The sequence below is a fragment of the Klebsiella sp. GN_Kp190 genome, from assembly GCF_040061795.1.
GTDB lineage: Bacteria > Pseudomonadota > Gammaproteobacteria > Enterobacterales > Enterobacteriaceae > Klebsiella > Klebsiella michiganensis.
Genome location: NZ_JBEAFN010000011.1, coordinates 191947 through 217728, shown reverse-complemented (window position 1 = coordinate 217728; position 25782 = coordinate 191947). Strand labels below are relative to the sequence as shown.

The 25782-nt window shown below is 54.6% G+C and carries 25 protein-coding genes and 1 riboswitch; of the genes, 12 read left to right on the top strand and 13 right to left on the bottom strand.

From position 1 onward, the window contains the following. Positions 1–21: 21 nt before the first annotated feature. Both hldE and glgS read left to right on the top strand, forming a co-directional pair. On the top strand, positions 22–1455 hold the full coding sequence (gene hldE / locus ABLU67_RS09295; protein WP_014226884.1) for a bifunctional D-glycero-beta-D-manno-heptose-7-phosphate kinase/D-glycero-beta-D-manno-heptose 1-phosphate adenylyltransferase HldE: 1434 nt from the start codon (positions 22–24) through the stop codon (positions 1453–1455). A gap of 273 nt (positions 1456–1728) precedes the next feature. Beyond that, entirely contained in the window at positions 1729–1938 is a 210-nt protein-coding gene (glgS, locus tag ABLU67_RS09290) for a cell surface composition regulator GlgS (protein ID WP_004854266.1), read from the top strand. 54 nt (positions 1939–1992) lie between these two features. Here glgS and ubiK read toward each other — a convergent pair whose 3' ends face one another. Next, positions 1993–2274: a ubiquinone biosynthesis accessory factor UbiK gene (gene ubiK, locus ABLU67_RS09285; protein WP_004854265.1), complete on the bottom strand. Its 282-nt coding sequence runs from the start codon at positions 2272–2274 to the stop codon at positions 1993–1995. A gap of 120 nt (positions 2275–2394) precedes the next feature. Continuing rightward, positions 2395–2546, top strand: a riboswitch (FMN riboswitch). A gap of 106 nt (positions 2547–2652) precedes the next feature. Between ubiK and ribB the strand changes: the two genes are divergently transcribed. Further along, positions 2653–3306 (top strand): 3,4-dihydroxy-2-butanone-4-phosphate synthase, encoded by a 654-nt coding sequence (gene ribB, locus ABLU67_RS09280; RefSeq protein ID WP_004854262.1) that lies wholly within the window; start codon positions 2653–2655, stop codon positions 3304–3306. An 85-nt stretch (positions 3307–3391) separates the two neighbouring features. On the opposite strand, the gene ABLU67_RS09275 is transcribed toward ribB, so the two are convergent. The 5 genes from ABLU67_RS09275 to zupT all read right to left on the bottom strand — a co-directional run bounded on the left by ABLU67_RS09275 (position 3392) and on the right by zupT (position 9603). Beyond that, positions 3392–4444, bottom strand: a complete 1053-nt coding sequence (locus ABLU67_RS09275; protein WP_224237281.1) for a pilus assembly protein — start codon at positions 4442–4444, stop codon at positions 3392–3394. A 2-nt stretch (positions 4445–4446) separates the two neighbouring features. Continuing rightward, complete coding sequence (locus tag ABLU67_RS09270) at positions 4447–5184, bottom strand: molecular chaperone (protein WP_032751302.1); 738 nt, start codon at positions 5182–5184, stop codon at positions 4447–4449. A gap of 13 nt (positions 5185–5197) precedes the next feature. Continuing rightward, the gene (locus ABLU67_RS09265) at positions 5198–7630 is read right to left on the bottom strand and encodes a fimbria/pilus outer membrane usher protein (RefSeq protein WP_213221616.1); all 2433 of its coding nucleotides are present in this window, start codon (positions 7628–7630) and stop codon (positions 5198–5200) included. A 184-nt stretch (positions 7631–7814) separates the two neighbouring features. Further along, positions 7815–8387 (bottom strand): fimbrial-like protein, encoded by a 573-nt coding sequence (locus tag ABLU67_RS09260; protein ID WP_032751300.1) that lies wholly within the window; start codon positions 8385–8387, stop codon positions 7815–7817. 445 nt (positions 8388–8832) lie between these two features. After that, positions 8833–9603 carry a zinc transporter ZupT gene (gene zupT / locus ABLU67_RS09255; protein ID WP_025105919.1) on the bottom strand — a complete coding sequence of 257 codons (771 nt, stop codon included), beginning with the start codon at positions 9601–9603 and terminating at the stop codon, positions 8833–8835. A 193-nt stretch (positions 9604–9796) separates the two neighbouring features. Between zupT and ygiD the strand changes: the two genes are divergently transcribed. Then, positions 9797–10588 carry a 4,5-DOPA dioxygenase extradiol gene (gene ygiD / locus ABLU67_RS09250; protein ID WP_014226877.1) on the top strand — a complete coding sequence of 264 codons (792 nt, stop codon included), beginning with the start codon at positions 9797–9799 and terminating at the stop codon, positions 10586–10588. A gap of 45 nt (positions 10589–10633) precedes the next feature. On the opposite strand, the gene ABLU67_RS09245 is transcribed toward ygiD, so the two are convergent. From ABLU67_RS09245 to tolC, 3 genes are all read right to left on the bottom strand, one after another. Beyond that, on the bottom strand, positions 10634–11794 hold the full coding sequence (locus ABLU67_RS09245; RefSeq protein ID WP_025105920.1) for a glutathionylspermidine synthase family protein: 1161 nt from the start codon (positions 11792–11794) through the stop codon (positions 10634–10636). Positions 11795–11799: 5 nt separating this feature from the next. Continuing rightward, complete coding sequence (locus tag ABLU67_RS09240; protein ID WP_004125303.1) at positions 11800–12468, bottom strand: DUF1190 family protein; 669 nt, start codon at positions 12466–12468, stop codon at positions 11800–11802. Positions 12469–12637: 169 nt separating this feature from the next. Continuing rightward, positions 12638–14086 carry an outer membrane channel protein TolC gene (gene tolC, locus ABLU67_RS09235; RefSeq protein ID WP_032692881.1) on the bottom strand — a complete coding sequence of 483 codons (1449 nt, stop codon included), beginning with the start codon at positions 14084–14086 and terminating at the stop codon, positions 12638–12640. A gap of 195 nt (positions 14087–14281) precedes the next feature. Between tolC and nudF the strand changes: the two genes are divergently transcribed. The 5 genes from nudF to parE are packed head-to-tail and all read left to right on the top strand — an operon-like array spanning position 14282 to position 18686. Continuing rightward, positions 14282–14914 carry an ADP-ribose diphosphatase gene (gene nudF / locus ABLU67_RS09230; RefSeq protein ID WP_004854249.1) on the top strand — a complete coding sequence of 211 codons (633 nt, stop codon included), beginning with the start codon at positions 14282–14284 and terminating at the stop codon, positions 14912–14914. Further along, a complete protein-coding gene (locus ABLU67_RS09225; protein ID WP_004854247.1) occupies positions 14911–15333 on the top strand; it encodes a DUF1249 family protein in 423 nt (140 codons plus the stop codon). The genes nudF and ABLU67_RS09225 overlap by 4 nt, the downstream gene beginning before the upstream one ends. A gap of 24 nt (positions 15334–15357) precedes the next feature. Further along, entirely contained in the window at positions 15358–16185 is an 828-nt protein-coding gene (gene cpdA / locus ABLU67_RS09220; RefSeq protein ID WP_004854245.1) for a 3',5'-cyclic-AMP phosphodiesterase, read from the top strand. Continuing rightward, positions 16185–16760, top strand: a complete 576-nt coding sequence (yqiA, locus tag ABLU67_RS09215; protein WP_004854243.1) for an esterase YqiA — start codon at positions 16185–16187, stop codon at positions 16758–16760. The genes cpdA and yqiA overlap by 1 nt, the downstream gene beginning before the upstream one ends. Before the next feature lie 30 nt (positions 16761–16790). Continuing rightward, positions 16791–18686, top strand: coding sequence for a DNA topoisomerase IV subunit B (parE, locus tag ABLU67_RS09210; RefSeq protein ID WP_004854242.1), 1896 nt, complete (start codon positions 16791–16793; stop codon positions 18684–18686). A 41-nt stretch (positions 18687–18727) separates the two neighbouring features. Here the strand turns inward: parE and ABLU67_RS09205 are convergent, their stop codons facing one another. The 4 genes from ABLU67_RS09205 to qseB form a co-directional block, all read right to left on the bottom strand. Beyond that, complete coding sequence (locus tag ABLU67_RS09205; protein ID WP_004125281.1) at positions 18728–19042, bottom strand: putative quinol monooxygenase; 315 nt, start codon at positions 19040–19042, stop codon at positions 18728–18730. Between the two features lie 91 nt (positions 19043–19133). Beyond that, entirely contained in the window at positions 19134–19715 is a 582-nt protein-coding gene (locus ABLU67_RS09200) for an NAD(P)H-dependent oxidoreductase (protein WP_014226872.1), read from the bottom strand. A 106-nt stretch (positions 19716–19821) separates the two neighbouring features. Next, positions 19822–21171, bottom strand: coding sequence for a quorum sensing histidine kinase QseC (qseC, locus tag ABLU67_RS09195; protein WP_348852268.1), 1350 nt, complete (start codon positions 21169–21171; stop codon positions 19822–19824). Next, complete coding sequence (gene qseB, locus ABLU67_RS09190; RefSeq protein WP_014226870.1) at positions 21168–21827, bottom strand: quorum sensing response regulator transcription factor QseB; 660 nt, start codon at positions 21825–21827, stop codon at positions 21168–21170. Before qseB ends, qseC begins: the two co-directional genes overlap by 4 nt. A 150-nt stretch (positions 21828–21977) precedes the next feature. On the opposite strand from qseB, the gene ABLU67_RS09185 reads away from it, so the two are divergent. From ABLU67_RS09185 to parC, 3 genes are all read left to right on the top strand, one after another. Then, complete coding sequence (locus ABLU67_RS09185; RefSeq protein ID WP_014839568.1) at positions 21978–22385, top strand: YgiW/YdeI family stress tolerance OB fold protein; 408 nt, start codon at positions 21978–21980, stop codon at positions 22383–22385. Between the two features lie 77 nt (positions 22386–22462). Further along, positions 22463–23332 (top strand): AraC family transcriptional regulator, encoded by an 870-nt coding sequence (locus ABLU67_RS09180; protein WP_032751285.1) that lies wholly within the window; start codon positions 22463–22465, stop codon positions 23330–23332. A 122-nt stretch (positions 23333–23454) separates the two neighbouring features. After that, positions 23455–25713: a DNA topoisomerase IV subunit A gene (parC, locus tag ABLU67_RS09175; protein ID WP_064358273.1), complete on the top strand. Its 2259-nt coding sequence runs from the start codon at positions 23455–23457 to the stop codon at positions 25711–25713. Positions 25714–25782: the final 69 nt, after the last annotated feature.

Genomic DNA, 25782 nt, shown 5'->3' with positions numbered 1-25782 from the left:
TGCGTCTCGCAGGAGAGAGGAATGAAAGTAACGCTGCCAGAGTTTGAACGTGCAGGAGTGTTGGTGGTTGGCGATGTGATGCTGGACCGCTACTGGTATGGTCCCACCAGCCGTATTTCGCCGGAAGCGCCGGTGCCGGTGGTGAAGGTGGAAAATATCGAAGAACGTCCTGGCGGCGCGGCAAACGTGGCGATGAACATTGCGTCGCTCGGCGCGACCTCTCGTCTGGTTGGCCTGACCGGGATTGACGATGCCGCCCGCGCGTTAAGCAAGGCGCTGGCCGACGTCAACGTGAAGTGCGACTTTGTGTCCGTCCCGACCCATCCGACGATTACCAAACTGCGCGTGCTGTCGCGCAACCAGCAGCTGATTCGTCTCGATTTTGAAGAGGGTTTCTCCGGCGTCGATCCGCAGCCGATGCACGAGCGTATTCAGCAGGCGCTGAGCTCCATTGGCGCGCTGGTGCTGTCTGATTACGCCAAAGGCGCGCTGACCAGCGTCCAGACCATGATTAAGCTGGCTCGCGACGCGGGCGTCCCGGTGCTTATCGACCCGAAGGGTACGGATTTTGAACGCTATCGCGGCGCCACCCTGCTGACGCCTAATCTCTCAGAGTTTGAGGCGGTCGCGGGTAAATGTAAGGATGAAGAAGAGATCGTTGAACGCGGGATGAAAATCATCGCCGATTTTGACCTCTCGGCGCTGCTGGTGACCCGTTCCGAGCAGGGGATGACGCTGCTGCAGCCGGGGCGACCGCCGCTGCATATGCCCACTCAGGCCCAGGAAGTCTATGATGTTACCGGCGCGGGTGATACGGTCATCGGCGTGCTGGCGGCGACGCTGGCCTCCGGCAATACTCTGGAAGAGGCCTGCTACTTTGCCAACGCGGCGGCGGGCGTCGTGGTCGGTAAACTCGGTACCTCTACCGTTTCGCCTATCGAACTGGAGAACGCGGTGCGCGGGCGCTCCGAGACCGGTTTTGGCGTGATGAGCGAAGAAGAGCTGAAGCTGGCGGTTGCCGCGGCGCGCAAGCGCGGCGAGAAAGTGGTGATGACCAACGGCGTGTTCGACATTTTACACGCGGGCCATGTTTCCTACCTGGCTAACGCGCGCAAGCTGGGCGATCGGCTGATCGTTGCGGTGAACAGCGACGCGTCAACCCGGCGTCTGAAAGGCGACTCTCGCCCGGTCAACCCGCTGGATCAGCGGATGATCGTGCTGGGCGCGCTGGAAGCTGTCGATTGGGTGGTCTCTTTTGAAGAGGATACCCCGCAGCGTCTGATTGCCGGAATTCTGCCGGATCTGCTGGTAAAAGGCGGCGACTATAAGCCGGAACAGATCGCCGGTAGCGAAGAAGTCTGGGCAAACGGCGGCGAGGTGCTGGTGCTCAACTTTGAAGATGGCTGCTCGACGACCAACATCATCAAGAAGATCCAGAAAGATAACAAACAGTAATGTTTTCTCTTCGCACCGTAGCGGCGGTATGTCCGGAATTATCGCGCTAACCGAGGCGTAACCGGCGATAACGCTGCAAAACAGGACAAAAGAGGCCCGCGATCGTCTAATCGCGGGCCTCTTTTTATTTAATGACGGCATAAATGATTTGGCTCAACAAATCGCCATTTGAGGCGCATTTTTCGTACAAAAAAAGCTAAGGTAAGGATAAATACTGAAGTCAGTAAAAAGCATATGACCAATCAGAACACCAACGGCTGAAGGAGTATGCGTATGAAGAAAAACGATATGTATTTAATGAAGAATTTTGATTTTCTGGCCCAGAGCTTCGCCAGAATGAACGCACAAGGTCAGCCCGTCGATCTTCAGGCCATTGTTGGTAATATGGATGAAGCGCATCGCGAATGGTTTTGTCAACGCTATGAACTTTACTGCCGCCAGGCGAATAAAACCATGACGCCAGAAGCGGAGCTGGAGCACTAATCTACTTACCGCAGTACAGATACGACAACGGGCCTGACGGCCCGTTGCTTGTTTTTACGGCTTCTCTTCGACGTCCGGCGCTGCCGGCGCGCTCGGCGAACGGTTTTCCAGATCGTTAAGACGCTGCTCCAGAAGCGCCAGCTTTTCACGCGTGCGCAACAGCACCTGCGTCTGCACGTCGAACTCTTCGCGGCTTACCAGGTCCAGGCGAGTTAACTGCGACTGGAGCACCTGACGGATTTTTTTCTCCACGTCTTCCCCCAGATCGCGGAGCCCCTTCGGCATTGATTCATGAACCTGACGGGCGATTTGTTCAATTTTTTTCGGGTCAATCATGGTGGTTTCCTGCTCTGGTCGGTTATCCGCTCATTGTAGTGCGATCGTCGGCGCCTATAAACCATAAATGTTTGAAGCTTATGCATTGCCGACGATAGTCAATAGCGTTATAGTTGCTTTGCTTATTCTCAGGGCGGGGCGAAATTCCCCACCGGCGGTAAATCAACCATAGCGTTGAAAGCCCGCGAGCGCTTTCTGCGAATGCAGAAAGGTCAGCAGATCCGGTGTAATTCCGGGGCCGACGGTTAGAGTCCGGATGGGAGAGAGTAACGGCTCAGCCGGGTTTGTACCCGCTTGCGTTGACTTTTGCCGCTAAACCGGCGCTCCTAAGACTGCCCTGATTCTGGTAACCATACAATTAATGAGGTTTTTTTTACCATGAATCAGACGCTACTTTCCTCTTTTGGTACCGCTTTTGAACGTGTAGAACGTGCTCTGGATGCACTGCGCGAAGGCCGCGGTGTGATGGTGCTTGACGATGAAGACCGTGAAAACGAAGGCGATATGATTTTCGCCGCTGAAACCATGACCGTTGAGCAGATGGCGCTGACCATTCGCCATGGCAGCGGCATTGTCTGCCTGTGCCTGACGGAAGATCGCCGTAAACAGCTCGACCTGCCAATGATGGTTGAGAACAACACCAGCGCCTACGGTACCGGTTTTACCGTGACCATCGAAGCCGCTGAAGGCGTGACCACCGGCGTTTCCGCCGCTGACCGCGTGACCACCGTGCGCGCGGCAATTGCCGATGGCGCGAAGCCGTCCGACCTGAACCGCCCTGGACACGTTTTCCCGCTGCGCGCGCAGCCGGGCGGGGTTCTGACCCGCGGCGGCCATACTGAAGCAACCATTGATCTGGTCACGCTGGCTGGCCTCAAACCGGCGGGCGTACTGTGTGAACTGACCAACGACGACGGCTCTATGGCGCGTGCGCCGCAGTGCATCGAGTTTGCTCAGCAGCACAATATGGAAGTGGTCACGATTGAAGATTTAGTGGCCTACCGTCGCGAACACGAGCGTAAAGCCAGCTGATTGCAGTCGTTGCGCTAAAAGTTGCGCTAAAAAATGAGAAAGCCGGGATATCCCGGCTTTATTGTTGAATAGCTCCAAAAGAAAGCTACTGATAGTTAATCTTTATAATCACATCTTTGCTAAAAGGGCCATCCTTGACTGAGACGGAGGGATTTTGGGTCAGCTCAGCAATATAGTTATGCGTGACGGTTGATGGTCGTCCCGGAATATAGGTAGCGAATGGCATATATTGGTTGAATATAACGTTAGTACTAGCCGTGCTATCATAGATATTCAATAGAAAGCCATTATTCATATCCAAATGAGTAATATCGTATAGGGTATCATTAGTATAGAAGCTGGTCGTGATATCGAATTGTTCAGTACAGCCTGCCGCCTGATCCCGGATGGTGGAGAGGCTGAACGTTTTTTTCAGCGCTGGCATGTCGGTTTTATAAGCATGAATGACGCCAAAATCCACTGTCTGACTTTCAGGGAAAAGCTTAACGGAAGCTGTACAGGTCAAAAACCGCACGTTATCTAATCCAGTAATATAATAACGTAAATTTTTGGCATCACTGAGCAGGTTTGCTCCCCCTTCGCCATCAAATTGCAGTACGTTAATGTCACCAAAATTATAGACTGTTGAGCTATCGGGAGGAATCGCTTTAACTTTAATATACAGGCGGAAGCGGGCGTTAAAGGATACATTTTTTTGCAGTACCGAACCATTACATACCGGGTTATGATAGATATTTGGCAGCGGTTTCTGATCTATTCTATCCAGACAGGCGCCTGTCTTGATGCCTTGATTAATGCCTTCGTAATCGACACCATCGTATGTTACGCCAAAAGTAAAATAAGGATTATTGAGTACCTCACTGCTATTAAACGCCGAGAGTTTTATCCATGCATAAAGCTCTTCCGTTGGGTTTGCACTACTCCATTGCTTGGCGTTATCGCAGTACACGGTAATATTAATGTCGGAACTTTCCCAGATTTTTTTGCCAGGTGTAATATCGTTGGGGATAGTAAAAGAGGGAAGTTGAGCGGTATAAGTAACTGCTCCTCCTTCGTTATTTTGATAGCAATTTACTGCCCATGATGGCACAGAAAACAGGCTGATTAATAACGTTAAAAAACTTAGTAGTCTTTTCATTATTATCCCTTTTTCACCGGTTCAGACTGACAGACCACTTGTACAGAATTACAGCTGACTTTAAACATATTCAGACCGCCGTAATCGCCAATAAAGCCTACCTGGAAATTAGCCGGCAGGTCTTTAATCTCCTGCGACGCCAGGCCAAACGGTTCAGCCATCATGCTGGATGTTTTTGGCAGCAGCGTTTTGCCATTCGTGCCGATATAACCCACGGTGATAAAGTAAGGGGAGTTGTTCTTTAACGTTAACCCGCTGGCCGTTCGGCTAATATCGAATTTACCGGTCAGATTCACCTGCCCGTTCTTCACTTCGACTGCCTTTGGTCGCCAGAAAATTTTAATGCGGCTCTGCATGGCAATTTGCATGACGTTTTTCTGTTCCGAGCGCGGCGGAATTTCGCGCACGTTGAAATAAAACAGCGATTCCCTGTCCGCCGGAAGCTGCGTCAACGTTGGCTGAGGAATCAGGCGAACCTGTACTTGCTCACCCGCCTCGAGGCGCACCATTGGCGGAACAGCAGTAATATAGTTTCGGGATTTTTTATTATCCTTATCCTCAATCCATGATTGGGCAAGGAAAGGGGCCGTTGTGCTCTGGTTGGTCAAGCGCACGGAGACGCTCTTATCCGACTGGTTAAGAATAATGCGGGTTCTGTCGGGCGACACGGCGGCATTTACCGCAAAGCTGGTACTCAACAAACAGAATAGTCCTTTCGCAAATGTCTTAATTTTCATCATCATTCATCCTGAATTAATGTGCGGGCTTACATGGTAAAATAATGGCCTGACCATCGAGATTGCTATGGTTAGGCGGTGTCAAATCACACACGTTGTCGTTCCATTTTAGCGTCAGGATGCTGTTTTCCTGTATTCCGCTCAGGTATACAAAGCCGTCATCAGCGACTAAACCTATATCGCGACCGGTTGCTTTGTCGGTTACGGTCACGCCCAGCGGTGGATAGCGTCCGTCTTCCAGGCGGATGACGCCGATGATCTGATAGCCTTTGGTCGCGCTCAGGGGCATATAGCCAATAGCGCCTTCGGTCAGCGTGGTGCGGATTACCGAGTTGGTTACATCCACGCCATCCGGCAGGTTGTTGTTGTTCACCATCACCATCGCCGTTGTGTAGTTACCCACTGACGGAACCACGGAAATACCAAACATATTGGTCATACTACGATGATTGTTTACCTCAACACCGGCTATTCCATCCGCATCCACCATGACGCGAGAACTGTTGCCAGTGTTGTAATCATGTAATGCCGCACCGTAACGGGTTGCCGTGAACGAGCCGTTCCAGCCAGCGCTGAGCGAGCGATAGCTGCTTGGCTTCACGCTACCGTTTACATTCAACCGGCCATAGGGTGAATAGTGCTGATAGTATCCGCGCATGGCCGCTTCGCCATCGCCAAACTCTTTATCTGTGCCTGAAACGGACATATTCCACGGGTTATTACGATCTGAACCATCGTACCAGGTTGCCGTTTGCGTCGTTGCGTCGTCGCCATAGCGCTGCAGGCTGTACATAATATTGCGATTATTTTCCAGCGGCAGGGTGAGTGAAAAGTAATATTGATTCTCTTCATCATCATTCCAGCGCACGCGGCTCATCGCCAATGAAGCTGAAATATTTTTAAACGCACCAATATCAAAGCTCCGGCTCAGAGAAAACGAGTAGTTCGTATTGGTTTCACTGTTCCAGTAGGTATTACGTGTGACACTCAGATAGGTATTTAGCTCCAGCGGCGCAACGAACTGATTAAAGGAGAGCACATAGCTCTCTTTCTCATTGGAGCTGGAGTCGGAGCCATCGCGCGAGCTGATATATTCGCTCATCGTGACGTACTCTTTATCTGAGAACCGGTAACCCGCGAAGGTTACCTGACTGTTTGTTTCTTCAAAACGTTTGGCATAGTTAGCGCGATAGCTGAAGCCGCGCTGTTTACCTTGATCGTCATTACGTAGATTAGCCTCGGCGCGGGTAATATCAAGGGAGAATGAGCCAAAACGGTTAAGGTTAAAGCCAACCCCACCGGTTGCCGCCTGATAGTCATCGGCGGTGACGATAGCGCCGCCGTAGAGAGAAACATCACTCAACCAGCCCCAGGAAGCCTCCCCGGTCCAGAAAAGGGGGTTATTCACATCATTGTGGGTCGTTGATGTGGGTTTACCCACTGAACTTTTATAACGTACCTGCCCTTTACGCGTCAGGTAAGGGATAGAGGCGGAACCAACCTGGAACGTACTTTTGCGTCCGTCTTCTTCCTCGATCGTTACATCCAGCTGCCCCTGCAAGGTTGTGCCCAGATCGGCGATGGTGAATGGCCCGGGGGAGACGGTCGTTTGATAGAGCGTGCGGCTGTTTTGCGTAACGGTGACTTTAGCGTTGGTCTGCGCGATGCCGCTTATTTGCGGCGCATAGCCGCGTAAATCCGGCGGCAGCATTTGTTCATCACTTTCCAGAGAGGCGCCGGTAAAGTGAAAAGTATCGTAGAGGCCTGAGCTCAGGTCGTACTGGCCCATCGTGAATTTTGACGCCAGGGACGGAATCGGGCGGAATAAATAGGTACGCGGCAGGCTGCTGCTGGTACCCGTTGATTTCCGCTCAGTAAACGATTGATCGTACTGATAATCGCTACGTAAGCGCCATGCACCGAGGTTGAAACCCAGTGTGCCATATGAGTTGACGCTCTGGTTGCTGTCGCCGTGGCTCGGCGTGTACTGGCTGGCGTAAAGGTTATAATCCAGCATAAGCCCCGCGATACCGTCGTCCCAGTACTCCGGCGGCGTCCAGTTTTTAGCCTGATATTTCATCCATGCCTGGGGTACGGTTAACGTCAGTACCATGTTCGCTTTATCCAGACGAATAATCAGCTCTGGCTGATGGCTGAGATCGAGACAGCCTTTTTGATTCCACATTTGTAGCGGTTCAATAAACGCATCGGCAAAGCCGAACTCTGCCAGGCGCTCTTTAGTGAGGCAAAGCTGAGATCCGCTTTCGTTATCAGCTTTTATCCACTCCAGGTGATAGGCTTTTGGTAAGGTATTTTTGTTGATCTGTACGCGTGCTACATAGGTGCCGACAGGAATATAGCCTTTTTTTTCAAATTGCGAGAGATCGATGTTTTTCCTGTCCTCAGCATCAATCATATCGGTATTGAATTCTATTGCATAAAGCGGCATTGATAGTGATGCGGTAAAACATACTGAGCAAAGGGTATGCTTTATTAAAAGGAATAACTTTCCTGGCATTAAACCGCTATGAATAATAGTGCGCATAAAATCCGTTTCTTTTAATAAAATAGACCAGGAAAGCCGGTGAATCCATCACCGGCTTGAATCGATAAAAATTAAGCGAAAGCGATAATTATTTATAAGCCAGGACGTAGTTTGCCTGAGCGTAAACATCACCCTCGGTTGCATTTTTACCTTTAGATTCCATGCGGGCGTGGAAGTCCAGGTTCTGAGTCGGGTTGGTATCGGTAAACACTACCGGCACTGCGGATCCCAGGGTTACGGTGTTGTAACCTGCGTCCATAATACGTACGCCAACGCCGGTAGCGCCGCCGTAGTTGCTTTCTTTGGTATTTACCATCAGGCTGGCGTCATTGCTGTCGACGTTGGCAGAAGTGAAGGTCACGTTCACTTTATCCGTTGTCGTTTTCACGCCTTTATCATCCGTTGTGCTCAGAATACAGTCGCGCAGTTTGATAGAGAAATCTGCAGGCTGAGAGTACTGGCCGCCGTTCAGTACGCTATCGGCAACCTGGCCGAGATCGACATCAATCTGAGAGCTTTCCGGTGTCACAGAGCAAGGGGCGGTAATAACGGTACCGGAGAAGGTGACAATACCGTGGCCCTGATCTTCAGCGCTGGCATTAAAAGCAGTCGCAGAAAAAACAGCGGTAGTGACAACAGCGAGCAGCGTTTTTTTAAACATGGAATATAGTCCTTTATAGATGATAAATATTAAATATGAGGTTTACGACAACTGGTATGGGATTGGGTTTGCTTGAATTAATATTAATTCAACGCGTAAAAACTATCATGCTGCTCACTGTTACGCATGTTAATTGTAATTAAAGGTAACTCGCAGTTTTCCTTAATGTATGCATTTTAGTGCGCTTTTTTTAGGATATTTCGCAATGTAATATCTCTTTTGACGGTGGCTTTACCTGTATTGATTGTTGATGTGAATGAATTTCGTTTGATACTCGCAGAATTAACGTCAAATTAATGCCAAAGCAATGAGGGCGAATGCTGTGAAAAGGCTATTTACGCATGGTCTTAATTGACTAAAGGTTAAATTTAATACCTGTTCTCAATTCATCATTAATGATGAATTCATGTAATGAATTGACAAGTGAAATAATGGGGGCATTGACTCAGCCAATGCCCACCGTTTGCAAAACCACCAGGCTTAATCCCATCACTGACATCCCGCACAGCACGCCATAGCTCGGGTTGCTTTGTGGATCGAGCTCTTTCGCCAGCGGCATAAGCTCATCAACCGACAGCGCAATCATGATACCGGCAACCGCGGCCATAACGGCGCCCATCATCACCGGGGATATCGCGCTGCCCAGCACCAGCCAGGCCAGCACGCCGCCGAAGATTTCCGCCATGCCGGAAAGACCCGCCCAGAACACCGCTTTACTTCTGGAGCCCGTGGCGGCATATACCGGTCCGGCTACCGCCAGTCCTTCCGGGATGTTGTGTAGCGCAACGGCTAACGCGACCCCCATGCCCAGCTCGAGATTATTGCTGGCCGTCACGAAGGTCGCAATGCCCTCGGGGAAGTTATGCAGGCTGATGCCTAAGGTCAGCAAAATCGCCGTACGGCGCAGGTTGCGCGGGCGGGAAATGCCGGGAGACATCAGATCCTGCGGGTGGGCGTGAGGCAGCATGCGGTCAAGCGCAAAGTAGCCCAGAAGGCCGATAATAAACATGCCGTAGCCGAGCAGGGGGGACATGCCTTCGGTAGCCAGCGCGGCGGGCAGCATCTCCATCAACGAAATCAACAGCATGATCCCGGCGGCGAATCCCAGTGAGAACCCCAGTAAGCGATTCGAGGGTTTCTGCCCGATAACGCCGAAAATGGCGCCAATAAAGGTAGCGCTCCCTGCCAGCAGGGTCAAAATGACGGGTGAGGACAACATTCACCTCCTTATGAAAATGATTCTTATTAAGAGTACCGTGATCCATTGACGATCGCGAGCGCGCGGATTCACTCTTTACCGCCGCTTACATTCAAATTTTCTGACGATCATCATCATGCTTATCTGAGTTTATCCTCCATAGAAAGAGCGTAATGTAAATACATCAACTTTCTTAATAAAGGATATCACTATGTCCCGTACCCGCATGCCCGCGCTGTTTTTAGGTCACGGTAGCCCGATGAACGTGCTGGAAGATAACATCTATACTCGCGCCTGGCGGCATCTGGGCGAGACGCTGGCGCGGCCTAAAGCCATTGTGGTGATCTCCGCGCACTGGTTCACTCGCGGTACAGGAGTGACCGCGATGGAGGCGCCGAAAACGATTCATGATTTTGGCGGTTTCCCTCAGGCGCTCTACGATACGCATTATCCGGCGCCGGGTTCGCCTGAGCTGGCCCAGCGTCTGGTCGAGCTGCTGGCGCCGGTGCCGGTGACGCTGGATAAAGAAGCCTGGGGCTTTGACCATGGTTCCTGGGGCGTGTTGATTAAAATGTATCCCGATGCCGATATTCCGATGGTACAGCTGAGTATTGATAGTACGAAGCCCGCGGCATGGCATTTCGAAATGGGGCGTAAGCTGGCTCAGCTGCGCGATGAGGGCATTATGCTGGTGGCAAGCGGCAACGTGGTGCATAACCTGCGTACCGCACGCTGGCACGGCGAAAATACACCTTATCCCTGGGCGGCGTCGTTTAATGACTACGTGAAGGCGAACCTGGACTGGAAAGGTCCCGTAGCGGAACATCCGCTGGTGAATTACCTGGCGCATGAAGGCGGATCGTTATCGAACCCGACGGCCGATCACTTTCTGCCGCTGTTGTATGTGCTGGGCGCCTGGGACGGTGAAGAGCCGATTACGATCCCGGTTGAAGGAATGGAAATGGGCTCCCTGAGCATGCTGTCGGTAGTCATTGGCGCCTGAAAATAGATAAACCCCGGCAGTAAACAATGCCGCCGGGGTTTGCTGTTACTCGACGAAAATGTGCGGATAAAAGCGCGACAGATCCTGAGTGATCAGCGCCCGGTCTTCGCGAATGCCAATTCCCGCCGGCTGGTCGTTAATCAGCCAGCTGCCGATGAGCGTGTAGCTGTCGCCAAACTTCGGCAACGGATAGAACGCCTGGACGATGGTGCCCTCTTCACCGTACGGCCCTTCTACCGCCTCCAGCACTTTGCCATTCTCCACGATAGAGACGTTAGCGCCTTCGCGGGAGAAGATCGGTTTGATAACGTACTTCTCCAGCTCCGGATGCGCATCTTCGCTGAAATAAGCGGCCAGCAGGTTCGGATGGTTGGGGAACATCTCCCACAGCAGCGGCAGCAGCGCTTTGTTGGAGATAATGCTCTTCCACGCCGGCTCCAGCCAGCGCACGCCCGCATCTTCCAGCTTGGTGGAGAACACCTCGCGCAGCATGTACTCCCATGGATAGAGCTTGAACAGATTACCAATCACCTGATCCTGCAGGTCGGTAAACTGGCCTTTTTCGCCGAGACCAATATCTTCGATGTAGAGGAACTCGGTCGCCACGCCCGCTTCTGCGGCGCAGTCCTGTAAATATTGCACGGTACCACGGTCTTCAACGGTATCGCGACAGCAGGCCATATGCAGCAGCTGGAAGCCGAACTGCTCGCGCAGCTCGCCAAAGCGATCGATCAGCTTCTCCTGCAGGCTGTTGAACTGATCGCTGCCCGCCGGCAGCTGACCGGCGTTCAGCTGATCTTCCATCCAGATCCACTGGAAGAATGCCGCTTCATAGAGGGACGTTGGCGTATCGGCGTTGTTCTCCAGCAGCTTCGGTTCACCCACGCCGTCCCACGCGAGATCGAGACGCGAATACAGCGAGGGCTGATGGGTTTTCCACGACTGGCGTACGAAGCCCCAGGTGTGTTTGGGGATGCGAAATTTGGCCATTAACTCATCGCTGGCGATGACTTTTTCCACCGCCTGCAGACACATCTGATGCAGCTCAGCGGTGACCTCTTCAAGCTTTTCAACCTGCGCCAGCGTCAGTTTGTAATAGGCTTCTTCGCTCCAGTATGGCTCGCCATACATGGTGTGAAAGTTAAAGCCATATTCTGTCGCCTTTTCGCGCCAGTCCGGGCGCTCGGTAATGCTGATTCTTTCCATGTCGCTTAGCCGCCCATCGAGCGTGAAGAAGAGGAGCTTGCTGAGCTACGCTGCATGGTTGATTGCTTAGCGACCGAGTCGCCAAACCCGCCGCGCGTCACGGTGCTGGTGGTGGCTGGTTTTGGCGCCATCGCAGTTTTCGGCACGGTCATGGTACGGCCCGGCTGCGCTGCGCCGTAGCTCTTACCGCCCGCGTCGGTGTATTTACCATAGGCCGGACTGGCCGGGTTTTTTGAGCTGAACAGCGGCTGCTGAGCGCCCATTCCGCCGCCCATCATCCGGCCCATCATGTAGCCCGCCATCAGCGGCATCCAGAAGCTGCCGCTGCTTTGCGCCTGGGCCTGGTTTTCCGGAGCCATGCCTGCCTGAGCCGGCGCCTGCTGGCACTGACCTTCACCGAACTCGGCGACGCAATCTTCACGAGAGGCGTATTTCGGCGCGGTACGTTCTGCTTCTTTGAGTGCGTTGTTGTAAGCGGTGGTGCACTCTGCGGATTTGCTCGGGTTAGCGGCAGAGCAGTCATCGGCGTTTTGATACAGAGAAACCGTTTCATCGCTTTGTTCACAGCCGGCGAGCATAAATACCGCCGTCACGGCGAGCGCAACGGGAGTTAAATGACGAGCGCTCCAGCTTTTGCGGAAGGAGGCGTGTTTAATATTTTTTGTCCGTTTCATGTTTGTCTTCCTGGACCCAGTGGTATGCGTTTTGTTAACGCTCAGGATAGAGGATGAGTGCTGGAAAATGAAGCGAATAGGGGCGGAAAGCGGGGGATCTTTACGTTGCCTTACGTTTAACGCTTCGCTTACCCGCGGGGTAAGCGAAGCGTGGAGTGCGCAAGCTTAATTACTGGCGGAACGGATTGCTGCCGCTGGTGCTGCGTGCGGACGCCGGTTTTGCCGCGACGGTGTTGCTGTAGCCGTCAGCGCTGGCATCCTGCTGCGGATTTTCCGGCGCCACGCTGTCCGGCGAGGTCGGAATCGCTTTACCCAGCGTGTTGTTCAGCGCAACCAGGTCCTGCTCGTTCAGCGTACCGAGCGCGGACTTGATGTTCAGCTCGTTAATCAGGTAGTTATAACGCGCGTTGGACAGCTGCTGTTTTGCGTTATACAGCGTGGTGGTCGCGTCCAGGACATCGACGATAGTACGCGTACCCACTGAATAACCGGCTTCCATGGCATCCAGTGAACTTTGGGCAGACACCACGGCCTGTTTGTAGGCATTGATGCTGCTGATGGACGCGTTCACGTTGTTAAAAGAGGAACGAACGGTCTGCACCACGCTACGATGCGCGCTTTCCAGCTGCTCGCTGGCGCCGACAAAGTTGTACTGCGCCTGTTTAACCTGGGAGTTCACCATCCCGCCCTGATACAGCGGCAGGGAGAAGTTCAGGCCGATTTGGTTCTGCCCGATATCTCTGTCCTGCGTGGTGTTTTTAGAACCACTGTAGCTGTTATTAGATACGCTACTGGACGCGTTTAAATTCAGGGTCGGCAGATGCCCATCCTGCGCCTGGCGAATTTGCTCGCGCGCCAGGTCCTGGCTGAGTCGGGCCTGCAGCAGCGACAGGTTGCGGTTTTCCGCTTCTTTCAACAGCGCGTTCACCGCCGATGGTTTAGTGGTTTTAAACCCATCAACGTTCAGCGAGGCCAGCTCCGGATAGTAGTTGCCGGTCACCTGACGCAGCCCTTCTACGGCGTTATCGAGGTCGTTGCGCGCGGTGACTTCATTCGCCAGCACGGCATCGTACTGCGAACGGGCGTTCTGTACGTCAGTAATCGCCACCAGGCCAACGTTAAAGCGCTGGGTGGTCTGATCTAACTGGCGGTAAATAGCCTGTTTCTGCGCTTCGGTATAGGAGAGCGTATCGATCGCGGCCAGCACTTTAAAATAGGCCGTCGCGGTGTTCAGAATCAGCGTTTGCTGATCCGTCTGATAGGTGACGTCCTGAATGCCGGCGTTCTTTTCCTGCAGCGTCAGCGCACGCCATTTCGACATATCAAACAGAACCTGCGTGAGCTGCAGCGATCCGCTGGTGACGTCGGAATTCTGGTCTTTAGCATCACGGAAGCCGCTGGTATAGGTATAATCTGCACCCAGACCGAGCTGTGGCAATAACGGGCTACGCGCTTCGTTGATCTTCTCGAATGCGGCATCACGATCGGCTGCTGATTTACGCAGATCAGGGTTGCTGACACGCGCCTGCTGATAAACCTGCAGCAGGTTTTCAGCCTGGCTCATGGCGCTGAAGCCAGTCAGGCCCAGGCCGATAAGGATGGGAAAGAGTTTCTTCATTTGCATTCCTTGTTGTGAAGCATTTAGCGCTACTCAAATTCTAAAAATAATCACTGATTGTATAGAGTCTGTTACCGTAAAAAGTTGGCGTTATGTGCCATGGGGCGGTAATTTGCACCAATCTAGCATACGAGCCGTAAAACGGTAGCCACACCGCCTATAAATTCATAACTTCATGTTCTACAGGATATCGAAATGAGCGACGTCAATCAGCAGGGGATTACCTTCTCTAAAAACGATGTAGAAATTATTGCACGCGAAACGCTTTATCGCGGTTTTTTTTCGCTCGATTTATATCGTTTTCGCCATCGCCTGTTCAACGGCGGGATGAGCGGCGAAGTGACCCGCGAAATTTTTGAGCGCGGCCACGCCGCAGTCTTGCTACCCTTTGACCCGGTACGCGATGAAGTTGTGCTCGTCGAGCAGATCCGTATTGCGGCGTATGATACCAGCGCGAGCCCGTGGCTGCTCGAAATGGTCGCCGGTATGATAGAAGAAGGCGAATCTCCTGAAGATGTCGCCCGTCGTGAAGCGGTGGAAGAGGCCGGGCTTATTGTTGGCCGGGTTAAACCGGTCCTGAGCTACCTGGCCAGCCCCGGCGGCACCAGCGAAAGGCTGTCTATTATGGTGGGTGAAGTCGATGCAACGACGGCAAAAGGAATTCATGGACTGGCCGACGAAAACGAGGATATTCGCGTTCATGTGGTGAGCCGGGAACAGGCTTACAGATGGGTGGAAGAGGGGAAAATCGACAACGCAGCCTCTGTCATCGCGCTGCAATGGCTGCAACTGCATTATCACAATTTACGAAACGAGTGGACAAAATGAAGCGTTATACGCCTGACTTTCCTGAAATGATGCGCCTGTGTGAAACCAACTTTGCCCAGCTGCGCCGCCTGTTGCCGCGAACGGATGCAGCGGGAGAAAAGGTGAGTTACCAGGTGGGCAACGCGCAATACCGATTAACCATCGTCGAATCGACCCGCTACACTACGTTAGTGGCGATTGAACAGACGGCGCCGTCGGTGAGCTACTGGAGTCTGCCGTCAATGACGGTACGGCTCTATCACGATGCAATGGTCGCTGAAGTGTGTTCAAGTCAGCAGATCTTTCGCTTTAAAGCGCGGTATGATTATCCTAATAAAAAGTTGCATCAACGCGACGAAAAGCATCAAATTAATCAGTTTCTGGCCGATTGGCTGCGATACTGTTTTGCACATGGAGCGATGGCGATTCCGGTTTGTTAGCGTCGTGAAACCTAAGGACACCATTTGGAAAGCCTGTTAAACCTACCTTTGGCTGGTGAGGCCAGAGTCAGGATATTACAAATTACCGATACTCACCTGTTTGCTGAAAAACATGAAACGCTGTTAGGTATCAATACCTGGGAAAGCTATCAGGCCGTACTGGATGCGATCCACGCCTCACAGCGAGAGTGCGACCTGATCGTTGCTACAGGCGATTTGGCGCAAGATCACTCTGCCGCGGCCTACCAGCATTTTGCTGAAGGCATCGCGAGTTTTACTGCACCCTGCGTCTGGCTACCGGGTAATCATGATTTTCAACCGGCAATGTACAGCACGCTGCAGGAATCCGGCATCTCTCCCGCTAAACGCGTATTGCTGGGCGACCACTGGCAAGTATTGCTGATGGATAGCCAGGTGTTCGGCGTGCCGCACGGCGAGCTGAGCGATTTCCAGCTGGAATGGCTTGAGCAGAAGCTGACCGAAGTTCCGCAGCGGTATACGCTGCTGCTGTTGCACCATCATCCCATGCCGTCAGGCTGTAGCTGGCTGGATCAGCATAGCCTGCGCAATGCCGGGGCGCTTGATTGCGCGCTGGCCGCTTTTCCTCGCGTTAAGCATCTGCTCTGCGGCCATATTCACCAGGAGCTGGACCTTGACTGGAACGGACGGCGCATGATGGCCACGCCATCCACCTGCGTGCAGTTTAAACCGCACTGCGCGAACTTCACGCTCGATACCGTCTCCCCAGGCTGGCGCTGGCTGGAACTGCATCCTGACGGCACATTGACCACTGAAGTTTGCCGCCTCGAAGGCGTGAAATTTCACCCGGATATCGCTTCAGAAGGATACTGATGTCTACGCTTCTCTATCTGCATGGTTTTAACAGCTCGCCTCGGTCGGCAAAAGCGACTGCGCTGAAAGCGTGGCTGGCGCAGACCTATCCTGACATCTCGATGGTGATACCGGAGCTCCCGGTTTATCCCGCGCAGGCGGCTGAGCATCTGGAGTCTATCGTGCTGGAGCATGGCGGTGAACCGCTGGGCGTTGTCGGGTCGTCGCTGGGGGGATATTACGCGACCTGGCTATCGCAGTGCTTTATGCTGCCCGCCGTGGTAGTGAACCCCGCGGTGCGCCCGTTTGAGCTGTTGAACAATTTCCTTGGCCCCAATGAGAATCCATACACGGGGCAGCAATATGTGCTAGAGTCTCGCCATATTTACGATCTCAAGGTCATGCAAATTGACCCGCTGGAAGCGCCGGATTTAATCTGGTTATTGCAGCAAACGGGTGATGAAGTGCTTGATTACCGCCAGGCCGTGGATTATTTCGCCTCCTGCCGACAAACGGTAGAGGAGGGCGGTAATCACGCATTTGTTGGCTTTGAAGATCATTTCACTCAGATTATCGATTTTCTGGGCCTGCGCTGAGCGGTTCGGAACGACCTACGAATACACACCATGACGCAATCTTCATATAACGCTGATGCCATTGAGGTACTCACCGGGCTAGAGCCGGTTCGCCGCCGTCCGGGAATGTACACTGATACCACACGTCCAAACCATCTTGGTCAGGAAGTTATTGATAACAGCGTGGATGAGGCCCTGGCCGGTCACGCGAAACGCGTGGAGGTGATTCTCCACGCCGATCAGTCGCTGGAAGTCATCGACGATGGACGCGGAATGCCGGTGGATATCCACCCTGAAGAGGGGGTTCCGGCAGTTGAACTGATTCTTTGCCGCCTGCACGCCGGGGGGAAGTTCTCCAATAAGAACTACCAGTTCTCCGGCGGCCTGCACGGCGTAGGGATTTCGGTGGTCAACGCCTTATCGAAACGCGTTGAGGTGAACGTGCGCCGCGACGGCCAGGTCTACAGCATCGCGTTTGAAAACGGCGATAAAGTAGAAGATCTCCACGTGACCGGTACCTGCGGTAAGCGCAATACCGGTACCAGCGTGCACTTCTGGCCGGACGAAAGCTTTTTCGATAGCCCGCGTTTTTCCGTCTCGCGCCTTTCTCATTTATTAAAGGCCAAGGCCGTTCTCTGCCCGGGCGTAGAGATTGTTTTCCGCGATCTGGTTAACGACAGCGAACAGCGCTGGTGCTACGCCGATGGTCTGACCGACTATCTTAGCGAAGCGGTTAACGGCCTGCCGCTGCTGCCGGAAAAACCGTTCGTCGGCACCTTCTCCGGCGATACCGAAGCGGTTGACTGGGCGCTGCTGTGGCTGCCGGAAGGCGGTGAACTGCTGACCGAAAGCTACGTCAACCTGATCCCGACGATGCAGGGCGGTACCCACGTTAACGGCCTGCGCCAGGGGCTGCTGGACGCCATGCGCGAGTTCTGCGAATACCGCAATATTCTGCCGCGCGGCGTGAAGCTGTCGGCGGAAGATATCTGGGAGCGCTGCGCCTACGTCCTGTCCGTGAAGATGCAGGACCCGCAGTTTGCCGGGCAAACGAAAGAGCGCCTCTCTTCACGTCAGTGCGCCGCGTTTGTTTCAGGGGTGGTCAAAGACGCCTTCAGCCTGTGGCTGAACCAGAACGTTCAGTCGGCAGAGCTGCTGGCGGAAATGGCGATTTCCAGCGCCCAGCGTCGCCTGCGCGCGGCGAAGAAAGTGGTGCGTAAAAAGCTGACCAGCGGTCCGGCGCTGCCCGGTAAGCTGGCGGACTGTACCGCCCAGGATTTGAACCGAACCGAACTGTTCCTTGTGGAAGGGGATTCGGCGGGCGGATCGGCCAAGCAGGCGCGCGATCGCGAGTATCAGGCGATCATGCCGCTGAAAGGTAAAATCCTGAACACCTGGGAAGTCTCTTCCGATGAGGTGCTGGCTTCCCAGGAAGTGCATGATATTTCCGTCGCCATCGGTATCGACCCGGATAGTGACGACCTGAGCCAGCTGCGCTACGGCAAGATTTGTATTCTGGCGGATGCCGACTCCGACGGCCTGCACATCGCGACGCTGCTGTGCGCGCTGTTTGTCAGGCACTTCCGCACGCTGGTTAAGCAGGGTCACGTCTACGTGGCGCTGCCGCCCCTGTACCGTATCGACCTCGGCAAAGAGGTGTATTACGCGCTTACAGAAGAAGAGAAAACCGGCGTGCTGGAGCAGCTTAAGCGCAAGAAAGGCAAGCCGAACGTGCAGCGCTTTAAAGGGCTGGGTGAGATGAACCCGATGCAGCTGCGCGAGACCACGCTGGATCCGAATACCCGCCGTCTGGTACAGCTGATTATCAACGATGAAGACGAGCAGCAGACGACCGCCATGATGGATATGCTGTTAGCGAAGAAGCGTTCTGAAGATCGGCGTAACTGGCTGCAGGAGAAGGGCGATCTGGCGGAGCTGGACGGATAATAAAAAATCGGCCGGGAAACCGGCCGATGTCGTTTGCTTGCTTAAATACCCGCTTCAAGAATACGAATATTCATTTCCAGCACGTCGCCTTTCACGGCTTCGCCGTAGGCTTTCATGTGCGGCGTCTGCAGGTGCGCTTCAAGATGCGCGACGCTTTCCCACTGCTCGACCATCACGATGGAATCCGGTGAAGTAGTCTGAAAACTGACGCCAGCGGCGTGATCCACCAGCGGCGCATAGCCGTGGCAGCCTTCTTCCTGGAGAACGGTCGGGGTAATTTTTGCGAACTGATCCAGCACCGCCTGACGATGGTGTTGGCCCGGACGAGTGCGAATTTCAGCGATCACTGTCAACATGGTTAACTCAACTCCTTCTGTATATTCTCATCATACTTCAAGCCGCCGCTAAAATGAGCCGCGCTTGTCGTCTTTTCATAACTCACTACAGTTAACCAAAAATTTCCGCCAGATGCTTGCGATATTCTGCCGTATAACGCGGAACATCGGGCATTTTGATCACATCGTTGGCGATGAAGGTGGGCAGGGCGCTCATCCCAAGGAACTGGTTGGCCTTATGGAATGGCAGGTACACCCCGTCGACGCCAACGCCGTGGAAGAACTGATCTTTCTCGGTGAACGCTTCCATCGGCGCGTTCCAGGTCAGGGACAGCATATATTTTTTCCCCTGAATCAGGCCGCCGGAACCATATTTCTTACTGGCGTCGGAGCGGGTGCGGCCATCGCTGGCATACAGCGCGCCGTGACCTTCGGTAAAGACATCATCAATGTACTTTTTCACCGTCCACGGTGCGCCCATCCACCAGCCCGGCATCTGCCAGATAACCACGTCTGCCCAGAGAAAATTCTGCACTTCTTCTTTGATGTCGTAGTCGCTCTCGGCGCGGACGACCTTAACATCATGCCCGGCGTCGCGCAGATAACCATCCGCGACCTCGGTCAGGGTGTCGTTCAGCTGGCCGTTAGAGTGGGCGAATTTTTTCGCACCGTTAATAATCAGGATGTTGCTCATTTTTTATCCTCAACTTTTCAATTTTGAGGCTAATTTTACCCCGCAGGGCAAAGCGGTAAAATGAGCAAAATGTGCAAAGTCTTTTGCTTTTTTAGCAATAATGCCGCTACCAGCGAATGCGCGCCTCGAATCCGCCGTCCCGGGCGTTGTCGAAGCTGGCCGTCATCCCGTGCAGCGCGGCGATGCGTTTGACGATGGAGAGCCCAAGGCCGCTGCCGGGTTGTTCCTGGCCGGGAGGGCGATAAAAGCGCTCGCCGATGCGCGTCAGGGCCTCGGCGCTGATGCCCGGGCCGTTATCGCGTACGCGAAATTCACCCGCATCAAGGATGATGTCGACCTGGCGTCCGGCGGCGCTATAGCGCACGGCGTTATCCAGAAGATTGCGCACCAGCAGGCTCAGCAGCAGCGGCTGGCCGGTGCGCGTGATGTTTTTCGCGTTCAGGTGCAGGCGTAGCTCAACGCCGGCCTGCTGCGCGGGGTGGTACATCTCCATGACCGCCGACTGCAGCAGTTCATCAAGGGCGATAGTCTGGAGATCGTCCAGCTGCGCCAGCGAATCCAGACGCGACAGGGTGAGCAGCTGGTCGACCAGGCGAGTGGCGCGATCGATCCCGTGGTGAAGCTGCGCCAGCGCTTTATCCAGCCCTTGCGGATCGTCCGTTGAGAGCTGAGCCACTTCGGTCTGCACCTTCAGCGCCGCCAGCGGGCTGCGCAGCTCGTGGGCGGCATCGGACGTGAAGCGACGCTCGCGGATCATGGTGTCATGCGTCCGGGTAAAGAGCTGATTTAGCGCGTCGACCAGCGGGCGAACTTCGCTGGGCACGTTCTCGCTATTTAGCGTTTCGGCGGAGTCCGGCGCCCGGGCGCGCAGCGTGGTGGCCAGCTTTTTCAGCGGCGCCAGCTCCCGGCTCAACAGCACGATGAGCAGCAAAAACATCAGCGGCAGCGCAACCAGCCAGGGAGTAAGCTGGGAGGTGACAATATCCAGCGCCATCTCGCGGCGGTAATCCCACTCCTGACCGACGGCGATACGATGGCGACCGTCGCGGGTGGTAAGCCACAGGAAGCGCCACTCGTCATCGTCGCCGCGCAGGTAGCCATCGCTGAACCCCTCCCGATGGTTACCCCACTGGATATCCTGGCCATTTTCGCCATCGTTAAGCACCATTTTGCCATCGGCGGTAAAGATAGCGAAAGCCAGCGCATCGTCATCGAGATGGCCATGTTTGACCTTTTTCTGCTCCCGTACCTGCGGAGCGAGGGTATGGAGTTCGTCAACATTCATCGCGCTCAGGCGGCGGGCGAACAGCAGCTGCTGGGTATCGAACAGCTTATCCAGCTTGTCGGCGGTTTGTTGCCAGGCCACAAGACTGGCAATGCCCCAGGCGGCGCTGGTCAGCAGCAGAAAAAGCAGCGTCAGGCGGACGCGCAGGCTCAGTCTACCCAGCCGTTTCATGCATCCCCCAGGGTATAGCCGATGCCGTGCACGGTGCGAATGAAGCCGCTGCCGAGCTTACGGCGTAGATGATGGACGTGCACTTCTACCGCGTTACTGGAGACATCGTCATCCCAGCTATAGAGCTTTTCCTCAATCAGCTTACGCGGCAGCACGCGTCCGGCGTTGCGCATCAGGAGTTCCAGCAGAGCAAACTCCTTTGGCTTGAGCGGCAGGCTCTCGCCGTTTAGCGTGGTCGTGAGTCGGCCTGGATCGAGAACAACATTGCCGTGCCGCAGCTCGCTGCTGCTGTGGCCGTGGGCGCGACGCATCAGCGCTTCCAGACGCGCGGCGACTTCAACCAGTGCGAAAGGTTTGCAGAGGTAGTCATCGGCGCCGAGACGTAACCCTTCAACGCGCTGGCTGAGCGCGTCGCGGGCGGTGAGGATCAGTACCGGTTCGTGGCGGCCTTTGTCGCGCCATTCGCGCAGAATATCCAGCCCATCGATGCCGGGCAGGGTCAGGTCCAGAATAATGGCGTCGTAAGGGGCGTGGTACAGCGCGGCTTTGCCCTCTTCGCCGCGGGTAAACCAGTCGACGCTGAAGCCCAGCTTGGTCAGTCCGGTTTTAAGGCCGTCGCCGATCAGTTTGTCGTCTTCCACCAGTAAAATGCGCATTTTCTGCTCCTGTGTCCCTCGGATATTCCCGCAGTAAAGCGCGTTGCGGCGCGCGCTGTACAGGAATAAAATTTATTTTTTCCGCTTAAGAAGTCGTTAAGTTTTGCCCGGTGTAATAGTGACGATATAAACACAAAGGGAGAACACATCATGAAGAAAATCGCCGCAATGACCGCTATCATCGCCTTAGTTTCCATGCCGGTACTGGCCGCCGGGCAGGGCGGATTTTCCGGACCCGGCTCGACGCAAACCAGCCAGACGACCACGCAAAACGGCGGGTTCATTGGCCCGAACGGGAGCGTAACGACGGTTGCGAATGCGAAAAGCCTGCGTGACGATACCTGGGTGACCCTGCGCGGTAAAATCGTGGAGCGTATTTCCGACGACCTGTATAAATTCCAGGACAGCTCCGGCACCGTGAACGTCGATATCGATCACAAGCGCTGGAACGGCGTGACCGTGACCCCGCAGGATACGGTAGAGATTCAGGGTGAAGTGGATAAAGACTGGAACTCAGTGGAAATCGACGTAAAGCAGATTCGTAAAATCACGCCATAATTTTCTTATCATCTTAAGCAAGATCGGTCAGGAACCGCACTCCTCGCTCTGTCAGAGTATGTTTCCGGGAGGATGCGATGAACGATACTCAGGTAAGCCCGGCCTTTGCCGGGCGTTTTCAGCAAGTGTGCTTGTACATTGAACGCCATCTGGACACGCCGCTGTCGCTGGAGACGCTTAGTGCGATAGCCCACAGCTCGCCGTATCATTTTCACCGGCAATTCAGCGCCTATAGCGGGGTACCGCTCTATCGCTATATCCAGTGGCTACGTCTGCGTCGCGCCTGTTGGCGACTGGCGTTTAATCCACAGGAAAAGATTATCGATATTGCCCTTGATGCGGGGTTCCAGAATCCTGAGTCGTTCAGCCGTGCCTTCCGCAGCGCTTTCGCGCAAAGCCCCAGCCAGTTCCGTCAACAGCCGGACTGGCTGGAATGGCATCGACGTGTGCCGAAACATACGCTACAGGAGCAACACCCGATGGATGTTAAAATAATCCAGCTACCTACCACTCAGATCGCGAGGCTGCGGCATCGCGGCAACCCTGATTTAGTCAATGAGACCGCCGCGAAGTTTATCGCCTGGCGCAAGGTGAGCGGTCTGTCCCCGGTCGCCAGCTGCGCAACCTGGGGAATCTCCTGGGACGACCCCGCGGCCACCCCGGCTGACGATTTTCGTTTCGATATTGGCGGTACGGTCAGCCAGCCGGTGCCGGAAAACAGCTTCGGCGTGGTGAATGGCGAGATCCCCGGCGGACGTTGCGCAGTGGTGCGTCATCATGGCTCTCTGGACACGCTCGCGCAGAGCATCTGGTTTCTTTATCGCGACTGGCTGCCCGCATCGGGAGAGTCGCTGCGCGATTTCCCTGTTTTCTTTCGCTACTTCACTTTCGTGCATGAAGTCGGTGAACATGAGCTGCAGACGGACGTTTATCTTCCGCTGAAATGAAGGATGTCCACTGAATTCCTCAACCGGCCTAACGCCCTGTGACTCAGGGCGTTAGATAGGGTATTATCGCCGGTAGTTTTGCCGTCCGAACGGCCGGTACGCAGATTGAGGATTCACGATTAATGAGCGATATGGCAGAGCGCCTTGCGCTGCACGAATTTACGGAAAACGCCTACCTGAACTACTCCATGTACGTCATCATGGACAGGGCGCTGCCGTTTATTGGCGATGGCCTGAAGCCGGTCCAGCGTCGCATCGTCTATGCGATGTCTGAGCTGGGTCTCAACGCCAGCGCCAAGTTCAAAAAGTCCGCCCGCACCGTCGGCGACGTGCTGGGTAAATACCATCCGCACGGCGATAGCGCCTGCTATGAAGCCATGGTGCTGATGGCGCAACCCTTCTCTTACCGCTATCCGCTGGTTGACGGTCAGGGGAACTGGGGGGCACCGGACGATCCTAAATCCTTCGCCGCGATGCGTTATACCGAATCCCGTTTGTCGAAGTATGCTGAACTGCTGCTGAGCGAACTGGGGCAGGGCACCGTTGACTGGGTACCGAACTTCGACGGCACTTTGCAGGAGCCGAAGATGTTGCCTGCGCGCTTGCCTAATATTCTGCTCAACGGCACTACCGGCATTGCCGTCGGCATGGCGACGGATATTCCGCCGCACAACCTGCGTGAAGTCGCTCAGGCGGCCATTACCCTGATTGAAAAACCGCAGACCTCGCTGGACGATCTGCTGGATATCGTACAGGGGCCGGATTACCCGACCGAAGCGGAAATCATCACCCCCCGCGCCGAAATCCGCAAAATCTATCAGAACGGCCGCGGTTCGGTGCGGATGCGCGCGGTGTGGACGAAAGAAGACGGCGCGGTGGTGATCAGCGCGCTGCCGCATCAGGTTTCCGGCGCCCGCGTGCTCGAGCAGATCGCCGCCCAGATGCGCAACAAAAAGCTGCCGATGGTGGATGACCTGCGCGACGAATCGGATCACGAAAACCCGACTCGCCTGGTGATCGTCCCGCGCTCTAACCGCGTGGATATGGAGCAGGTGATGAACCACCTGTTCGCGACGACCGATCTGGAAAAGAGCTATCGTATCAACCTGAATATGATCGGGCTCGATAACCGTCCGGCGGTAAAAAATCTGCTGGAAATCCTCTCGGAATGGCTGACTTTCCGCCGCGATACCGTGCGCCGTCGTCTCAGCTACCGTCTGGAAAAAGTCCTTAAGCGCCTGCATATCCTGGAAGGTTTGCTGGTGGCGTTTCTGAATATCGATGAAGTTATCGAAATTATCCGTCACGAAGATGAGCCGAAGCCGGCCCTGATGTCGCGCTTTGGCATCAGCGAAACTCAGGCGGAAGCGATTCTGGAGTTAAAACTGCGTCATCTCGCCCGGCTGGAAGAGATGAAGATTCGCGGTGAGCAGAACGAGCTGGAAAAAGAGCGCGACCATCTGCAGGCCATTCTGGCTTCTGAACGCAAAATGAATAACCTGCTGAAGAAAGAGCTGCAGGCCGACGCCGACGCCTTTGGCGACGATCGCCGTTCGCCGCTGCGCGAGCGTGAAGAAGCGAAAGCGATGAGCGAGCACGATATGCTGCCGTCCGAGCCGGTCACCATCGTTCTGTCGCAGAGCGGCTGGGTGCGCAGCGCCAAAGGCCACGATATCGACGCGCCGGGGCTGAACTATAAAGCGGGCGACAGTTTTAAAGCCGCAGTGAAAGGGAAGAGCAATCAGCCGGTGGTCTTTATTGACACCACCGGGCGTAGCTACGCGATTGACCCGATCACCCTGCCGTCCGCACGCGGACAGGGCGAGCCGCTCACCGGTAAGCTGACGCTGCCGCCGGGGGCGACGGTAGAACATATGCTGATGGAGGCCGATGACCAAAAACTGCTGCTGGCTTGCGACGCAGGATACGGGTTTATTTGTACTTTCAACGATCTGGTCGCGCGCAATCGTGCCGGTAAGACGTTGATTAGCCTTCCGGATAACGCGCACGTAATGCCGCCGCTGGTGATTGAGGATGAGTCCGATATGCTGCTGGCCATTACCGCAGCCGGCCGCATGCTGATGTTCCCGGTGAGCGACCTGCCGCAGCTGTCGAAAGGCAAAGGCAACAAGATCATCAGTATTCCGTCGGCGGAAGCGGCTGCGGGCCAGGATGGCCTGGCGCACCTGTTCGTTCTGCCGCCGCAAAGTACGCTGACGATTCACGTCGGCAAACGGAAAATCAAACTACGCCCGGAAGAGCTGCAAAAAGTCACCGGCGAGCGCGGCCGCCGCGGCTCTCTGATGCGCGGATTACAGAAAATTGACCGGGTGGAGATTGATTCACCGCGTCGCGCCTCCGCGGGCGATAGCGAAGAGTAGGAACATCCTCCCCCGCGGTTCGGCGGGGGAGGTTAATATTTACCGCAAAATCGTTGTTTATTCAGGCAT

Excerpts from the sequence above, each read along its gene's own strand:
- hldE (WP_014226884.1), top strand. The coding sequence starts at position 22 with ATGAAAGTAACGCTGCCAGAGTTTGAACGTGCAGGAGTGTTGGTGGTT.
- glgS (WP_004854266.1), top strand. The coding sequence starts at position 1,729 with ATGAAGAAAAACGATATGTATTTAATGAAGAATTTTGATTTTCTGGCC.
- ubiK (WP_004854265.1), bottom strand. The coding sequence starts at position 2,274 with ATGATTGACCCGAAAAAAATTGAACAAATCGCCCGTCAGGTTCATGAA.
- ribB (WP_004854262.1), top strand. The coding sequence starts at position 2,653 with ATGAATCAGACGCTACTTTCCTCTTTTGGTACCGCTTTTGAACGTGTA.
- ABLU67_RS09275 (WP_224237281.1), bottom strand. The coding sequence starts at position 4,444 with ATGAAAAGACTACTAAGTTTTTTAACGTTATTAATCAGCCTGTTTTCT.
- ABLU67_RS09270 (WP_032751302.1), bottom strand. The coding sequence starts at position 5,184 with ATGATGAAAATTAAGACATTTGCGAAAGGACTATTCTGTTTGTTGAGT.
- ABLU67_RS09265 (WP_213221616.1), bottom strand. The coding sequence starts at position 7,630 with ATGCCGCTTTATGCAATAGAATTCAATACCGATATGATTGATGCTGAG.
- ABLU67_RS09260 (WP_032751300.1), bottom strand. The coding sequence starts at position 8,387 with ATGTTTAAAAAAACGCTGCTCGCTGTTGTCACTACCGCTGTTTTTTCT.
- ygiD (WP_014226877.1), top strand. The coding sequence starts at position 9,797 with ATGTCCCGTACCCGCATGCCCGCGCTGTTTTTAGGTCACGGTAGCCCG.
- ABLU67_RS09245 (WP_025105920.1), bottom strand. The coding sequence starts at position 11,794 with ATGGAAAGAATCAGCATTACCGAGCGCCCGGACTGGCGCGAAAAGGCG.
- ABLU67_RS09240 (WP_004125303.1), bottom strand. The coding sequence starts at position 12,468 with ATGAAACGGACAAAAAATATTAAACACGCCTCCTTCCGCAAAAGCTGG.
- tolC (WP_032692881.1), bottom strand. The coding sequence starts at position 14,086 with ATGAAGAAACTCTTTCCCATCCTTATCGGCCTGGGCCTGACTGGCTTC.
- nudF (WP_004854249.1), top strand. The coding sequence starts at position 14,282 with ATGAGCGACGTCAATCAGCAGGGGATTACCTTCTCTAAAAACGATGTA.
- ABLU67_RS09225 (WP_004854247.1), top strand. The coding sequence starts at position 14,911 with ATGAAGCGTTATACGCCTGACTTTCCTGAAATGATGCGCCTGTGTGAA.
- yqiA (WP_004854243.1), top strand. The coding sequence starts at position 16,185 with ATGTCTACGCTTCTCTATCTGCATGGTTTTAACAGCTCGCCTCGGTCG.
- parE (WP_004854242.1), top strand. The coding sequence starts at position 16,791 with ATGACGCAATCTTCATATAACGCTGATGCCATTGAGGTACTCACCGGG.
- ABLU67_RS09205 (WP_004125281.1), bottom strand. The coding sequence starts at position 19,042 with ATGTTGACAGTGATCGCTGAAATTCGCACTCGTCCGGGCCAACACCAT.
- ABLU67_RS09200 (WP_014226872.1), bottom strand. The coding sequence starts at position 19,715 with ATGAGCAACATCCTGATTATTAACGGTGCGAAAAAATTCGCCCACTCT.
- qseC (WP_348852268.1), bottom strand. The coding sequence starts at position 21,171 with ATGAAACGGCTGGGTAGACTGAGCCTGCGCGTCCGCCTGACGCTGCTT.
- qseB (WP_014226870.1), bottom strand. The coding sequence starts at position 21,827 with ATGCGCATTTTACTGGTGGAAGACGACAAACTGATCGGCGACGGCCTT.
- ABLU67_RS09185 (WP_014839568.1), top strand. The coding sequence starts at position 21,978 with ATGAAGAAAATCGCCGCAATGACCGCTATCATCGCCTTAGTTTCCATG.
- ABLU67_RS09180 (WP_032751285.1), top strand. The coding sequence starts at position 22,463 with ATGAACGATACTCAGGTAAGCCCGGCCTTTGCCGGGCGTTTTCAGCAA.
- parC (WP_064358273.1), top strand. The coding sequence starts at position 23,455 with ATGAGCGATATGGCAGAGCGCCTTGCGCTGCACGAATTTACGGAAAAC.